This is a genomic window from Streptomyces sp. NPDC006174 (genome assembly GCF_040614075.1).
Classification (GTDB): domain Bacteria; phylum Actinomycetota; class Actinomycetes; order Streptomycetales; family Streptomycetaceae; genus Streptomyces.
On the sequence record NZ_JBEXTJ010000019.1, the window covers coordinates 96,618 to 110,198 of the forward strand.

General features: G+C 69.6%; 13 protein-coding genes and 1 tRNA gene. 9 read left to right on the forward strand and 5 right to left on the reverse strand.

What is annotated here, in order from left to right:
• The first annotated feature begins 7 nt into the window (after nucleotides 1-7).
• The 3 genes from ABZ267_RS31740 (at nucleotide 8) to ABZ267_RS31750 (ending at nucleotide 3,785) form a co-directional block, all read left to right on the forward strand.
• Nucleotides 8-2,326 carry a hypothetical protein gene (locus tag ABZ267_RS31740; protein WP_356754036.1) on the forward strand — a complete coding sequence of 773 codons (2,319 nt, stop codon included), beginning with the start codon at nucleotides 8-10 and terminating at the stop codon, nucleotides 2,324-2,326.
• Nucleotides 2,323-2,979 (forward strand): hypothetical protein, encoded by a 657-nt coding sequence (locus tag ABZ267_RS31745; protein ID WP_356754038.1) that lies wholly within the window; start codon nucleotides 2,323-2,325, stop codon nucleotides 2,977-2,979. Before ABZ267_RS31740 ends, ABZ267_RS31745 begins: the two co-directional genes overlap by 4 nt.
• Nucleotides 2,980-3,260: 281 nt before the next feature.
• Nucleotides 3,261-3,785: a hypothetical protein gene (locus tag ABZ267_RS31750; RefSeq protein ID WP_356754040.1), complete on the forward strand. Its 525-nt coding sequence runs from the start codon at nucleotides 3,261-3,263 to the stop codon at nucleotides 3,783-3,785.
• A 68-nt stretch (nucleotides 3,786-3,853) separates the two neighbouring features.
• Here the strand turns inward: ABZ267_RS31750 and ABZ267_RS31755 are convergent.
• Nucleotides 3,854-3,928: transfer RNA gene (locus ABZ267_RS31755), tRNA-Cys, on the reverse strand.
• Nucleotides 3,929-4,328: 400 nt separating this feature from the next.
• Here ABZ267_RS31755 and ABZ267_RS31760 point away from each other — a divergent pair.
• The 6 genes from ABZ267_RS31760 to ABZ267_RS31785 all read left to right on the forward strand — a co-directional run bounded on the left by ABZ267_RS31760 (nucleotide 4,329) and on the right by ABZ267_RS31785 (nucleotide 10,392).
• On the forward strand, nucleotides 4,329-5,774 hold the full coding sequence (locus tag ABZ267_RS31760; RefSeq protein ID WP_356754135.1) for an MFS transporter: 1,446 nt from the start codon (nucleotides 4,329-4,331) through the stop codon (nucleotides 5,772-5,774).
• Between the two features lie 38 nt (nucleotides 5,775-5,812).
• Nucleotides 5,813-6,013 (forward strand): ribbon-helix-helix protein, CopG family, encoded by a 201-nt coding sequence (locus tag ABZ267_RS31765; RefSeq protein ID WP_026290595.1) that lies wholly within the window; start codon nucleotides 5,813-5,815, stop codon nucleotides 6,011-6,013.
• Nucleotides 6,010-6,399 carry a type II toxin-antitoxin system death-on-curing family toxin gene (locus ABZ267_RS31770; protein WP_356754042.1) on the forward strand — a complete coding sequence of 130 codons (390 nt, stop codon included), beginning with the start codon at nucleotides 6,010-6,012 and terminating at the stop codon, nucleotides 6,397-6,399. Before ABZ267_RS31765 ends, ABZ267_RS31770 begins: the two co-directional genes overlap by 4 nt.
• A gap of 155 nt (nucleotides 6,400-6,554) precedes the next feature.
• The gene (locus ABZ267_RS31775) at nucleotides 6,555-8,339 is read left to right on the forward strand and encodes a DEAD/DEAH box helicase (RefSeq protein ID WP_356754044.1); all 1,785 of its coding nucleotides are present in this window, start codon (nucleotides 6,555-6,557) and stop codon (nucleotides 8,337-8,339) included.
• A 464-nt stretch (nucleotides 8,340-8,803) separates the two neighbouring features.
• Nucleotides 8,804-9,448: a helix-turn-helix domain-containing protein gene (locus ABZ267_RS31780; protein WP_356754046.1), complete on the forward strand. Its 645-nt coding sequence runs from the start codon at nucleotides 8,804-8,806 to the stop codon at nucleotides 9,446-9,448.
• Nucleotides 9,449-9,603: 155 nt separating this feature from the next.
• Nucleotides 9,604-10,392, forward strand: a complete 789-nt coding sequence (locus tag ABZ267_RS31785; RefSeq protein ID WP_356754048.1) for a S16 family serine protease — start codon at nucleotides 9,604-9,606, stop codon at nucleotides 10,390-10,392.
• Here the strand turns inward: ABZ267_RS31785 and ABZ267_RS31790 are convergent.
• The 4 genes from ABZ267_RS31790 to ABZ267_RS31805 all read right to left on the reverse strand — a co-directional run bounded on the left by ABZ267_RS31790 (nucleotide 10,352) and on the right by ABZ267_RS31805 (nucleotide 13,496).
• Nucleotides 10,352-11,671 carry an MFS transporter gene (locus ABZ267_RS31790; RefSeq protein ID WP_356754049.1) on the reverse strand — a complete coding sequence of 440 codons (1,320 nt, stop codon included), beginning with the start codon at nucleotides 11,669-11,671 and terminating at the stop codon, nucleotides 10,352-10,354. The genes ABZ267_RS31785 and ABZ267_RS31790 overlap by 41 nt on opposite strands.
• A gap of 27 nt (nucleotides 11,672-11,698) precedes the next feature.
• The gene (locus tag ABZ267_RS31795; RefSeq protein ID WP_356754051.1) at nucleotides 11,699-11,932 is read right to left on the reverse strand and encodes a hypothetical protein; all 234 of its coding nucleotides are present in this window, start codon (nucleotides 11,930-11,932) and stop codon (nucleotides 11,699-11,701) included.
• Nucleotides 11,929-12,534 (reverse strand): metalloregulator ArsR/SmtB family transcription factor, encoded by a 606-nt coding sequence (locus ABZ267_RS31800; RefSeq protein WP_356754053.1) that lies wholly within the window; start codon nucleotides 12,532-12,534, stop codon nucleotides 11,929-11,931. Before ABZ267_RS31800 ends, ABZ267_RS31795 begins: the two co-directional genes overlap by 4 nt.
• 71 nt (nucleotides 12,535-12,605) lie before the next feature.
• A complete protein-coding gene (locus ABZ267_RS31805) occupies nucleotides 12,606-13,496 on the reverse strand; it encodes a glycine betaine ABC transporter substrate-binding protein (protein WP_356754137.1) in 891 nt (296 codons plus the stop codon).
• Nucleotides 13,497-13,581 lie beyond the last annotated feature (85 nt).

Sequence of the window (13,581 nt, forward strand, 5' to 3'; positions counted from 1 at the left end):
AACGCACGTGCTGAGTTACCGGGACATCGTCGACGCGCCCGTGGGAAAGCTGAAGGCCGCGGCCGACGACTGGTCGGAGATGGCGCAGAAGCTGGAGAAACTGGCCACCCAGGCCGCCGACGGGATGAAGACGAAGGCGGACAAGGCCGACTGGGAGGGGCTCAACGCCGGGGTCACCAAGGCCTTCATCGGCAAGACGGCCAAGGAGTGCACGGACGCGGCGACCCAGGCCAAGGGCGTGAGGATGATCCTTGAGGACGGCCACGCGGCCATCAAGAAGGCCAAGGACGATCTGACCGGCATCCGGGATCACGAAGGTCCGGCCGCCGGCATCCGGGTCGACGCGGACGGCAAGGTGTTCGCGCGACGACCGCTCGAGGACGCGCCTCCCGCGCAGCGCCGCGACCCCGACTACCCCCAGTTGGTGCGGCAGGAGAAGGAGAACATCGCCGCCTGGCAGAAGAAGATCGACCTGATCGTGGACAACTGCAACGACGTCGACCTGTCGTTGAAGAACGCCCTCGAAGCGAACGTCACCGACCGCAAGGACTTCACCGCCCCCACGTACACGAAACTGGACCACGAGGAAGCCGCCAGGGCCGCCGCGCTGGCCGCCAAGGGCCGCGACCTCACGCACACCGAACTCCAGGCGCTCAACGAACTGCTGAGGGACAACAGCAAGTCGGTGGAGTTCTCGAAGAACTTCTACGAGAAGCTCGGCCCGGAGAAATCCCTGTCCTTCTTCGGGCAACTGGCCACGGACACGCACCGGGGGCTGAAGGTCGACAAGGAGCGGCTCAAGGACGTCCAGGCGCTCCAGAAGAACCTCGGGCTCAACCTGGCCACCGCCTCGTACGACAAGGCGTTCTCGGCGGAGTGGGGGCCGGAGCTGCGCAGGCTCGGCACGGAACGTATCCCGCTCTCCAAGTACGACAGCAGTGGACCGTTCGGGTACCAGCTGCTCGGTGGGATCATGCGGTACGGAAGCTACGACCCGAAGTTCCTGAATCCCATCGCCGAGCACGTGATCCAGTTGAGGCAGAAGGACCACGACTTCTTCTACGGATCGAAGGGCTTGCCGGGCGGTCCGGAGAATCCGCTGAACCCCTCGGGTGTCAACGGCTCCGGCTACGACCCGGTGAACAGCATGCTGGAAGCCTTGGGCCACAGTCCGGAAGCCGCGAAGCAGTTCTTCTCCGCCGAACCGGTCGCGTACAACGAGGACGGCACCCTGAAAGGCGAGGCTGCCGATCTCGGGAAGAGCAAGGACGGGGAGAAGATCACCAGCTACCTGGACTTCTTTCAGAACGAGGATTACGACTCGTTCTACGACATCACGGGCCACGACCGCGATGACATGAAAAAGTCCATGGAGTACATGCCTGATGCTCTTGGGAAGGCTCTGGAGGCGGCGACCACCGGACATGCCTGGGACGACCCCTCACCCACGTTGAAGCGTGACGGGGTGACGGCGGGCATCATGAAGGAAGTCATCGACAGCTACGGTTCGGATTCGGGTCTGCTCAGTCGGCATGAAGCGCTGAAGGACAACTTGGGCCGTATGGGGGCCGCGTACATCGACGACCTCAACTACTCCACCTACAACTTCGGGTCGGCGGGCGACGAACTCGGGCGTGACGAGCTGTTCGCGAACAGTAGTGACGGTTCCGAGCGGACCGACTTCGGCGAAGCGGCAACGCGCCGGTTCATGGGTGTGGTGGCCGCCGACGAAGATGGCTGGAAGGCGTTGTCGTCGGCGCAGCAGGTCTACGAGGCAAGTGGGCTGAAGGCATTCGGGGCCGAGCGCCAGGAGCTCGGACTGCACTTCGGATACGGCGGGGCGAAGGTTCATGGAATCCTCGACGAGGCGCGTATCGAGGGAATTCATCAGCAGTTCAAGGGCGAAGAGGAAGCCAAGATACTGGAGATGGAAAAGGATGCCGAGTGGAGGAAATTCGGCGTCAGTTCCGGCGTAGGAGCTGTGGTGGGGGTTGGCACTGCAGTGGTTCTGGGTCCCGCTGCGGGAGTCGTGGCCGCCACAGCAGTTCCTCTCGTCATGGATACCGCGACTGCGGCAATCGACACCGGATACGCCGGCGAGACGATGTATTACCTGAAGCAGCGCGAGTACGACAACAACGACGACGCATTGACGGGGATTGACAAGTTCAGGAATGAGGGGGAGCGCGGAGCTGTTACGCCCCTGCTCAACTACGCGGACGAGATCGGGCTGTCGGCTGACGAGAAGCGGCAGCTCGGCCTGGACATCGAGACCTATTACGGGAACGGCAAGACCGCGATCGGCGATCAGGGGAGGGTCAAGTGATGATGCTGCGCAGCTACGGGACGCGGGTGACGGCAATTCTGGGGCTGGTCATCGGCGGTCTGCTCTCGGGCTGTTCCGGGGGTGAGGAACGTGCGGAATCGCCGAAGCTCGGGCAGTGCGAGACGTTGCTCGGCGCCACGAACGTGGAGGCGGCTCTCAAGACGACGGGCGGCAGCGATGTCGAGGTGGGCGGAACGCCTCAGGCTGATGTACTGGCGGATCGCCTCGTGCGGGAGGCGAAGCAGTGGCAGGAGTCGGATCTGCAGCACTCCCGCTACACCGGTTGCAGAATGGACGCTTTCGAGGACGACCGGATCAGCGGCACTGTCGATGTGTCGGTGAAGTGGTCCGTCCTCTCACTAGGGGTGATGGACAGCCCGGAGAACAGACGGGCATGGCGTCAGGCGAACGAATCGGTGTACGTGGAACCGGAACCTGGCCCAGCCCGAATGCGGTTGATCGCGGCATGCGCCGTACCCGGCACCATCGCCTCCCAGCCGTCCGATCTGCCGCTCCAGTTCGACGTTGCCGGAGTGAGTCTGGGAACCGAGCTTCGGTGGGAGCTGCTCAGTGCGTTCGCTCGGTCAGTCGTGGCAGAGATGGATTGCGCGGAGCCGCCTGTGATCCCCGCCGCGCTGCCCGCTGCCGGGTAGACGGCGTCGTCCGCCACCGGAGCGATCGGCCTGCGGCGGCGAGGAGCGTGGCCGGTATCGCCTCTCTGCCTGCGAAGCAGGTCATCGGGGATGTCTTGGAACAGTCCCAGTAAAGGAAAGTGAATGGAGATCAGCCGTCAGGTGCGTCACGGTGGATACCTCGGTGTGGCCGTGACGGCTCACTCGTTCTCGGGGCCACCGGCTGTGGAGGCGGGGGTGACGAGGCCGGAAAGCCGAGCGATACGACAGTGGCGGGGACGCAGCTGTGCGGAGGTGATGCCGTGACCGAGGGTGCTGCTCAGGCGCTGCAGGTACTCATGGGATCGTCGCGGTTGGAGGCATCGGGCGAGAAGTCCACCGTCGCCCGTGCTGCTCAGGACCTGAGCGAGGGCGCCGGGGCCTCAGGCACGGGTGACGGAGATGTCTGCCGTATCTACACACCTGACGGTACGGCGGAAGCCGAGCTGAGGATCACCTGGCGGCGGTCCGGCAGTGTGCCACCGAGCGACCCGGCCCCGAAGTTCACCGTGCTCCCGATGGGGGAGCGGGCCCTGACGGCTACGGACGGTGCGTTCCTCCGGTTCGCCTGCCGGAGCGGGAAACTGACTGGCGCCGGACCGGCCCACGTCGACATCGGTGTGGAGCCTGGTGGCACGCCGACGACACCGGAGGGCGACCCCGATGAGTTGAAGGACGCCTACGCGACCGTGGCCCATTCCTTCGCGCTGACCATGGCGGGGGAGCTGGGCTGTGAGGACGACGCAGGGCTGGAATCCCGGCCGTCGCTGGACCCGGTGCCCCGGTGATTCCGGACGTACGCGGAAGGGCCGCCCCCGTTCTGCGGGGGCGGCCCTTCCGGTGAGCTTGCTTCCTCTGGAGGCCGTGACCGGAATCGAACCGGTGTAACTCGAGTTGCAGTCGAGCCCCTGAGCCTCTCGGGCACACGGCCGTGCGTTTGTTGCTGTGCCCTTGACGTTAGGGGCGCGGCGTACCGGTCACAAGGGCGGCGGCCGGTACGCAATACGACTGCCATACGCCGTTCACGCCCGGCCCTGCGGCCTACGACCAAGGGACGACCCCGGGCAGGTCCGGGGACAGGGCTCAAACCGCTCCACGCCCCTTACTCTGGGGCCATGACCGCCCCCGAACAGCGCGACGGCACCGACGCCGCGCGCCCCGCGCCGACCGATCCGCCGTTCGACCACCGCCAGGCCGGCCTGCCTCACGACCGCCGCGGGGCCCACCGGCCGCAGGAGCTGCCGGGCGGGCCCACCGATCCGGCGACCGGGCTGCCGGCGGATCTTCCCACCGACCTGAAGACCGGCATACCCGGGGACCTTCGGCCGGGGATGCCGGACGCGCTGCCCGACGATCTGGCCGGGGCGGTCACCGAGGCGGCCGCCGAGGGAGTGCTCGGGCGTACCTTCCGGGCGCTGAGCATCGGCATCGTCTCCGTGGTGTTCCTCATCGCGTTCGAGGCGACGGCGGTCGGTACGGCGATGCCGGTCGCCGCACGTGAACTCCACGGCATTCCGCTCTACGCGTTCGCCTTCTCCGCGTACTTCACCACCAGCCTCTTCGCCATGGTGCTCTCCGGCCAGTGGGCCGACCGGCGCGGACCGCTCCAGCCGCTCGCCACCGGGATCACCGCCTTCGGCGCGGGACTGCTGCTCTCCGGAGCGGCGGGCTCCATGTGGGTCTTCATCGCGGGCCGGGCGGTCCAGGGGCTCGGCGGCGGGCTGGTGATCGTCGCGCTGTACGTGGTCATCGGGCGCGCCTATCCCGAACGCATCCGGCCCGCCATCATGGCCGCCTTCGCCGCGAGCTGGGTGATCCCGTCCGTGGTCGGGCCGCTGGCCGCCGGCACGGTGACCGAGCACCTCGGCTGGCGCTGGGTCTTCGTCGGCATCCCCGCACTGATCGTGATCCCGCTGGCCCTGGCCCTCCCGCAGATCCGCCGGATGGCCTCGGGCCCGGCGGACCCGGACGCGCCGGCGCCGCCGTACGACCGCCGGCGCATCCGGCTCGCGCTGGGAATCTCGGCGGGTGCCGGGCTGCTCCAGTACGCGGGCCAGGAGCTGAACTGGCTCGCCGTGCTCCCCGCCGCCGCGGGCGTCGCGCTGCTGGTGCCCGCCGTACGGGGCCTGCTGCCCACCGGCACCGTACGGGCGGCGCGCGGGCTGCCGTCGGTGATCCTGCTGCGCGGAGTGGCAGCCGGTTCGTTCATCGCCGCGGAGTCCTTCGTACCGCTGATGCTGGTCACCCAGCGCGGCCTGACCCCGACCATGGCGGGCCTCTCCCTGGCGGTGGGCGGCGCGACCTGGGCGCTCGGCTCGTACGTCCAGTCCCGGCCGCGCCTGGAGCCGTACCGGGAGAGGCTGATGGTGAGCGGGATGGTGCTCGTGGCCGCGTCCATCGCTCTCGCCCCGACCGTCCTCGTCCCGGCCGTCCCGGTCTGGATCGTCGCCGTGGCCTGGGCCTTCGGTTGCTTCGGCATGGGCATGGTGATCGCCTCCACCAGCGTCCTGCTCCTGAAGCTCTCGGCCCCGGAGGAGGCGGGCTCCAACTCCGCAGCGCTCCAGATCTCCGACGGCCTCTCCAACGTCCTGCTGCTGGCCATCGGCGGCGCGGCCTTCGCGGCCCTCGGCGGCGAAGCCCTGGGCGCGGCGGCGCACGGCACGGTGGCCGGCGCGGCCACCAGCTCGCACCCGGCGGCCTTCGCGGCGGTGTTCGTGCCGATGGCGGTGGTGGCTGTGGTGGGGGCTTGGGTGGCCACGCGGGTGCGGGAGAAGTAGGCAGTACCACTCTGGCCCCACGGTGGTACCGTTCTGGTATGGCTATGAACCTGCGTCTCCGCGACGACCAGACCGAGGCCCTCAAGCAGCGTGCCGAGCAGGAGGGCACCAGCATGCACGCCATACTGCTCCAGGCCGTGGACGACTACCTCGCCAGAACGGCGCAGCAGGCCATCGTCCGCAAGACGGCGAAGGAGCAGGCGGCCAAGTGGAGTGAGCTGATGGAGCGGCTGAAGTGAGCTGTGTCTATCTGAGCTCCGAGGACGTGCTCGTGATCGCCGAGCACGCCTGCGACGACATGCAGATCGTCGTCCGGGACGCCGGTCTCCTGGAGTCGGCGGTCCATCGCCCTTCGGCCGCCATGTTCGGCGAGGAGGCCTACCCCGACCAGATCGACAAGACGGCGGCGCTCCTCCAGTCCCTGGCGGTCAACCATCCTCTCTTCGACGGCAACAAAAGGACGGCCTGGCTCTCCTGCGTCACCTTCCTGGCCATGAACGGCGTCGACCTGCGCCCGGACATCGACGCGGCGGAACGCCTGGTCATCGACGTCGCCACGGGTGCGACGGACGAGATCGAGGTCATCTCCCAGGGGCTGCGGGACCTGGTCGACGGCGAGGTGTGAGCACGGTCTCGTCGGCTCTCGGCGCGGCTCGTTCGTACCGGGTTTCCACCGGGCCCCCGGTAGGGTGGCCCGGTTGTCGTATCGCGGGCCGGGTCCTTCCGGCCGGTGCGGTAGCGGCAGCGATCCACGTACCCGAGCGCCCCGAACCGGAGACCGTGACTACTACCACCGCCTCCCACCACCTCTCTCCCGCCTTTCCCGGCCGCGCCCCCTGGGGCACCGCCAACAAGCTGCGAGCCTGGCAGCAGGGGGCCATGGAGAGGTACATCCAGGAGCAGCCGCGCGACTTCCTCGCCGTCGCCACGCCCGGCGCCGGCAAGACCACCTTCGCGCTGACCCTCGCGTCGTGGCTGCTGCACCACCACGTCGTCCAGCAGATCACCGTGGTCGCCCCGACCGAGCACCTCAAGAAGCAGTGGGCGGAGGCGGCCGCCCGGATAGGGATCAAGCTCGACCCGGAGTACAGCGCCGGTCCGCTGAGCAAGGAGTACCACGGCGTCGCCGTGACGTACGCCGGTGTCGGCGTCCGGCCCATGCTGCACCGCAACCGGTGCGAGCAGCGCAAGACCCTGGTCATCCTCGACGAGATCCACCACGCCGGTGACTCCAAGTCGTGGGGCGAGGCCTGCCAGGAGGCGTTCGACCCGGCGACCCGGCGGCTCGCGCTGACCGGCACGCCGTTCCGGTCGGACACCAACCCGATCCCCTTCGTCCAGTACGAGGAGGGCAACGACGGCATCCGCCGCTCCTCCGCCGACTACACCTACGGCTACGGCAACGCGCTCGCCGACGGCGTCGTCCGGCCGGTCATCTTCCTCAGCTACAGCGGCAACATGCGCTGGCGCACCAAGGCCGGCGACGAGATCGCGGCCCGGCTCGGCGAGCCGATGACCAAGGACGCCATCGGCCAGGCCTGGCGCACCGCGCTCGCGCCCACCGGCGAGTGGATCCCCAACGTGCTGAGCGCCGCCGACAAGCGGCTCACCGAGGTCCGCAAGGGCATCCCGGACGCCGGCGGGCTCGTCATCGCGACGGACCAGGACTCGGCCCGCGCGTACGCCAAGATCCTGAAGAAGGTCACCGGCGAGACGCCGACCGTCGTCCTCTCCGACGAGAAGGCGGCCTCGAAGAAGATCGACAAGTTCAGCGCGGACGAGTCGCGCTGGATGGTCGCGGTCCGCATGGTGTCGGAAGGCGTCGACGTGCCGCGGCTCGCCGTCGGCGTGTACGCGACCACCATCTCGACGCCTCTCTTCTTCGCCCAGGCCGTCGGCCGCTTCGTGCGTTCCCGCAGGCGCGGTGAGACGGCCTCCGTCTTCGTACCGACGATCCCGATGCTCCTCGACTTCGCCAACGAGATGGAGGTCGAGCGCGACCACGTCCTCGACAAGCCGAAGAAGGGCAGCGACGAGGAGAACCCGTTCGCGGAGGAGGACCAGCTCCTCGCCGACGCCGAGCGGCTGGAGGACGAGGAGACCGAGGACCAACTGCCGTGGGAGGCGCTGGAGTCGGACGCGGTCTTCGACCGGGTGCTGTACGACGGCGCCGAGTTCGGCATGCAGGCCCACCCCGGCTCCGAGGAGGAGCAGGACTACCTCGGCATCCCGGGCCTCCTCGAACCCGACCAGGTCCAGCTCCTCCTCCAGAAGCGCCAGAGCCGCCAGATCGCGCACAGCCGCCAGAAGCCGGCCGATGAGGCCGACCTCCTGGAGAAGCCCGCCGACGCGCGGCCCGTCGTCACGCACAAGCAGCTGCTGAGCCTGCGCAAGCAGCTCAACACGATGGTCTCCGCCTACACCCACCAGAGCGGCAAGCCCCACGGCGTGATCCACAACGAACTGCGCCGCGTCTGCGGCGGCCCGCCGAGCGCCGAGGCGACGGCCCACCAGATCCAGACGCGGATCGCCAAGGTCCAGGAGTGGGCCACCCGCATGACGTGAGGCGAGGCCTCCCTGTACTCCGTGCGGCTCGTTCCGGTCCGTCCGGGACGGGCCGCACGCCCGTTTCCGGCCATGCTCCGCCGTCCGGCCGGAAAATTGTGCACGCTCCAATTCACGATGAGTTAACGCCAGTTCACACGAGGTACACGAAGGGTCACCTCCGGCGTCTGCCGACCTGGACGCGCGTAGATGTTCGCGTTCCGGACGCCACCGCGCTGACCGGCGGTTATGCCGTACGGTCGAGCGCCGGCTCCGGTGAGCGCCCGGATTCTGGACGAGGGCTTCCGCTGAGCGGACTGGCTCGCTACTGTCCCCGCCATATGAACGCCCCGTGGCAGAGCCGCCGCGGAGCGCAGCCGGTGCCTATGGCCAGACCGGCGGCCTCTCCGTGCGTCGCCGCTGGGACCGGTGCCGCAACCCCCGGAGCAGGGCCGCCGTCGCTCACCCGAAGAGGAGAGGGCGTCGTGACAGCGGAGACTTCCCAGACGCTCGACCGAGGACTGCGCGTCCTCAAACTGCTCGCCGATACCGACCACGGTCTGACCGTCACCGAGTTGTCCAACAAACTCGGCGTCAACCGGACCGTCGTCTACCGGCTGCTCGCCACCCTGGAGCAGCACGCCCTGGTCCGCCGTGATCTGGGCGGCCGCGCCCGGGTCGGACTCGGTGTGCTGCGCCTGGGCCGTCAGGTGCACCCGCTCGTCCGGGAGGCCGCGCTGCCCGCGCTGCGCTCGCTGGCCGAGGACATAGGGGCCACCGCCCACCTCACGCTCGTCGACGGCCATGACGCCCTCGCGGTCGCCGTCGTCGAGCCGACCTGGACCGACTACCACGTGGCCTACCGGGCCGGTTTCCGGCACCCGCTGGACCGCGGTGCCGCCGGGCGGGCCATCCTCTCCGCCCGCCAGCACACCACCGCCGGACATCCTGGCTACACCCTCACCCACGGCGAGCTCGAAGCCGGTGCCAGTGGGGCGGCCGCGCCGCTGGTCGGGGTGTCGGGGGTGGAGGGGAGCGTCGGCGTGGTCATGCTCGCCGACGCCGTACCGGAGCGGGTCGGGCCGCGCGTGCTCGACGCCGCCCGGGAAGTGGCGGACGCGCTGCGGTAGGCGGCGCCTGTTCCGTACGTACGCGGGGCGCGGCGGGAACGGGAGGCCGGGGCGCGGGTTCCGGCCTTCGCGCCGGCGGCGCCCCTGCGGCAGTGGTACGTCGGGGGCGTACGCCTGGCGCGTTCCCGTTTCCGCGCGGCGGTTAGATTGGACGCGTGCTCACTCGTCTCTCGCGCCCCCGCGCGCTCGCCCTCTGCGCGCTGCCCGTCCTCGCCCTGTTCGGTACGGCGGCCCTCGCGCCGCTCCCGTTCACCGTGGCGCAGCCCGGCGTGACCGCCGATGTGCTCGGCGAGGACCGCGGCAAGCCGGTGATCACCATCACCGGCGCGGAGACCCGGCCCACCGACGGCCAGCTGCGGATGACCACCATCGTCGCCACCGGCCCCACGGCGGACATCCGGATCGGCAGCGTGCTGGACGGCTGGTTCCGTACGGACCGGGCGGTCATGCCCCGCGACTCCGTCTACCCGACCGGCGGCTCCGAGCAGGAGATCGAGCGGCACAACCTGAACGACATGAAGCAGTCCCAGAACGTCGCCGTCGACGCGGCCCTCAACCAGCTGAGGCGCGAGCCCGGCTCGATGCGCGTGAACGTGGACCTCGGCGACATCGGCGGGCCCAGCGCCGGCCTCTTCCTCTCGCTCGGCATCATCGACAAGCTCGACGGCGACGGCAGAGGCGGCGACCTCACCGGCGGCCGCACCATCGCCGGTACGGGAACGATCGGCGCGGACGGCAAGGTCGGCGCGGTCGGCGGCGTCTCCATGAAGACCCAGGCCGCCCACCGCGACGGGGCCACCGTCTTCCTCGTCCCGAAGGCCGAGTGCCGCGAGGCGGAGGCCGAGCGGCCCGACGGGCTGCGGCTGATCCCGGTCACCACCCTCGGCGGCGCGGTGGACGCGCTCAAGGCGCTGGAGCACGGCGGGAAGGTTCCGAGCTGCTGAGCTCCCGCGACGGTACGGCCTCCTCCCGGACCGGCTCCGCGTCCATCTCCTTCGCCGGTCCCTCCATCGTCCGCCACGACGGGAGCACCAGCGGGCTCAGCGTCGCCAGGAAGTACACCCCGCCCATCGCCAGCAGCGCCCCCGACGAGCCCATCCCCTCCACCAGCAGCCCGGCCGCCAGACCGCCCAGCGGCATCGCGAACTCGCACCCGGCCGTCAGCGCCCCCGACACCCGGCTGCGCAGCCGGTCCGGGACCCGCTCGTAGATCACCGTCGTCAGGATCGGGTTCAGCACCCCGCCCGCGATCCCGCCGAGCAGCATGGTCACCGCCAGCGGCAGCACCGTCCCGGTCACCGCCGCCACCAGGAACCGCGGCGCGCCGCACAGGATCACGCACACCGTGAACACCGCCCGCCGCGAGAACCGGTGCCCCACCGCCCCGTACAGCAGCGCCCCCGTCAGCCCGCCCGCTCCGAACAGCGCGGTGAGCAGCCCGATGTCCCGCGCACCGCCCAACTCCGTCTCGGCGTGCACCGGGAGCAGGACGGCGTTCCAGCCCTGGTCGGTGCCGTTCATGAACATCACCATCACCACGACCGCCAGCAGCAGCCGGTTGCCGAGCAAGTAGCCGTAGCCTTCGCGGAGTTCGGTGCCGTACGTCCGCAGTGAGACGGGCGCGCCGCCCTTGCGCGGCTCGGCCGAGCCCAATCCCCGTATCCCGACGGCGACCAGCAGCACGGACAGCCCGAACGTCGCTGCGTCCAGGAGGAGTACGGTCTCCGAGCCCGCGAAGGCGATGAGCACGCCGGCCAGCGCCGCGCCGACCATCCTGGCCCCGCGCGAGACCGCGTCGAAGAGGCTGGCGGCGCGCGGGAGCGTGGTGCCGGCGTGCTCGGCGAGGTCCGGGATCAGCACGTACCGGGCGGTGTTGCCCGGTGTGTGTGCGAAGCCGTTCAGCGCCATCAGCGCGCAGAGCATCCAGAACTCCAGCGCGGCCACGTGGTGCAGCAGCGGGATCGCGGCGATGGCGAGGCCGCAGACCGTGTCCGAGGCGACGGCGACCCGGCGACGGCCGATCCGGTCGATGAACGGCCCGCCGATCAGCGCGGCGAGGACGATCGGCAAGGTGGCGCAGAAGGCGACGACGCCCGCCCGGCCCGCGCTGCCGGTGGTCTCCAGGACGAACCACGGGACGCCGATCAGTGTGAGCGAAGTGCCGGCGGTGGAGACGGAGTTGGCCGCGAGCGTGGCGGCGAGCGGTAGGCGGTGGCGTTGCATGGCCGTGCTTCCCCCGGAGGCGGCCGGCTAAGCGGTACGGAACGGGCGGGCGCCGGCCGTCGTCGGGCCGCTCCGGGCCAGCCGGAGACCGATCTCGACCATCGTCCAACCGATCCGGGTGCGGAGGCTGGGCCGCGGGAGGCTGAACTCACGTGCCTCATACCGCAGTTCGGCAGTGCGGGTGGCGTGCAGGGCCAGATGGATGTCGGCGTGCTTGAGTAATTCCCTTCGTGGCGTCAAGTGTCGGGATGCGCTGATCATTCGGAGGGCCTCGGGAACACGTGCAGATGGGTCCGTACGGCCGCCGATCCCTCGGTGTCCTCCGGGACGCGGTCGCGGTAGCTCTCCACGACGGCGTGGAGCTCCTTGTACAGCTCCTGGGCCAGCTCGGGAGTGAGCCGGATCTTGAAGTCGCTCAAGTCCCAGCCCCGTTGCCACTCCTCCGGCCACCCGCCCATCGTGCCGAGCCAGGTGTTCAGCTCCTGGGCGTGGGTCGTGGCCGTCTCGTGCAGGACGACGTCGATCGCTCCGCGTACCACCGGGTCGGCGTGCGTCCGGAATTCGGAGGCCTCGAACATCGTCCCGTCGTGCACCGCCCGCCACCAGCGCTCGCGGCCCTTGCCCAGATCCGGCGCGTCCTCGACCAGGCCGCCCTCCGCCAGTTGGCGCAGGTGGTAGCTGGTCGCGCCGCTCGACTCGCCCAGCCGCTCGCCGAGCCCGGAGGCGGTGGCGGGGCCGAACTCCCGCAGGGCGCTGAGCAGTTGGATGCGCAACGGGTGCCCGAGGGTGCGCAGCGTGCGGGCGTTGATGTTGTGGATGTTTCGGGTGCCGGCCGGGGCGGCGCCGGGCTCGCTCTCCGTCATGTTCATGACCGTAGTATTGCAAAGCTTTCTTTGCAACGGAACCTTTGCAACGCGCCCCGGCCCCCGGCCCCTCACCCCTCCTCGATGAACCCCTCCGCCACCAGCCACTCCTTCGCCACCTCGTGCGGGTCCTCGCCGTCCACGTCCACCTTGGCGTTCAGCGTCCGCGCGACCTCGGTCGTCAGCTTCTTCGCCAGCGGGTCCAGCAGCTCCGCGATCACCGGGTACTTCTCGAAGGTGGCCAGGTGGACGACCGGGGAGGCGTTGTAGTTGGGGAAGAAGTCCTTGTCGTCCTGCAGCACGTCCAGGTCCATCGCCTCGATCCGGCCGTCGGTGGTGAACACCTCGCCGAGCAGGCAGGAGTCGGACTCGGAGACCTGCGTGTAGATGATCCCGGCGTCCATCTTCTGGATGTTGGCGGCCGGGATCTTCATCCCGTACCGCTTCTCCATGCCGGGCAGCCCGTCGTCCCGCGAGGCGAACTCGTTCTCCACGCAGATCGTCACCGCGGACGGGTCCTTCTTCGCCAGCGCCGCCACGTCCGACAAGGTCTTGAGCTTGTACCGGGCGTTGTTCTTCTTGCTGATGGCCAGCGCGTACGTGTTGTCGAGCGGGGCCGGCGGCAGCCAGACGACCCCGTTGCCGCGGTCCTCGTCCCGTACCGCCTCGTACTGCTTCTGCGGGTCGACGATCGGGTCGGCGTGGCCGAGGAAGGTGATCCAGCCGGTGCCGGTGTAGTCCCACTGCGCGTCGGCGTCGCCGTTGATGATGGCCTCGCGGGCGCTGATCGAGCCCGGCAGGTTCGTACGGTCCAGCACCTCCGCGCCGGCTGCCTTGAAGACCAGGCCGGTCATCTGGCCGAGGATGATGTTCTCGCTGAAGTTCTTCGACGTCACCGTCAGCGTCGCGCCCTTGAGCGGCTCGCCCTGCCCGACCGAGCCCGGCGACACGTCGTCCACCATCGGCGAACCGCTCTTGAGCCCGCAGCCGCCCACCAGCAGCACCAAGGACGCGGCCGCCAGGACCCGGATACCGTACGTCACCGAC

Coding starts and splice junctions, on each gene's coding strand:
- ABZ267_RS31790 (WP_356754049.1), bottom strand. CDS start 11,671: ATGCAACGCCACCGCCTACCGCTCGCCGCCACGCTCGCGGCCAACTCC.
- ABZ267_RS31795 (WP_356754051.1), bottom strand. CDS start 11,932: ATGATCAGCGCATCCCGACACTTGACGCCACGAAGGGAATTACTCAAG.
- ABZ267_RS31760 (WP_356754135.1), top strand. CDS start 4,329: ATGCCGGACGCGCTGCCCGACGATCTGGCCGGGGCGGTCACCGAGGCG.
- ABZ267_RS31765 (WP_026290595.1), top strand. CDS start 5,813: ATGGCTATGAACCTGCGTCTCCGCGACGACCAGACCGAGGCCCTCAAG.
- ABZ267_RS31805 (WP_356754137.1), bottom strand. CDS start 13,496: ATGGTGGACGACGTGTCGCCGGGCTCGGTCGGGCAGGGCGAGCCGCTC.
- ABZ267_RS31800 (WP_356754053.1), bottom strand. CDS start 12,534: ATGACGGAGAGCGAGCCCGGCGCCGCCCCGGCCGGCACCCGAAACATC.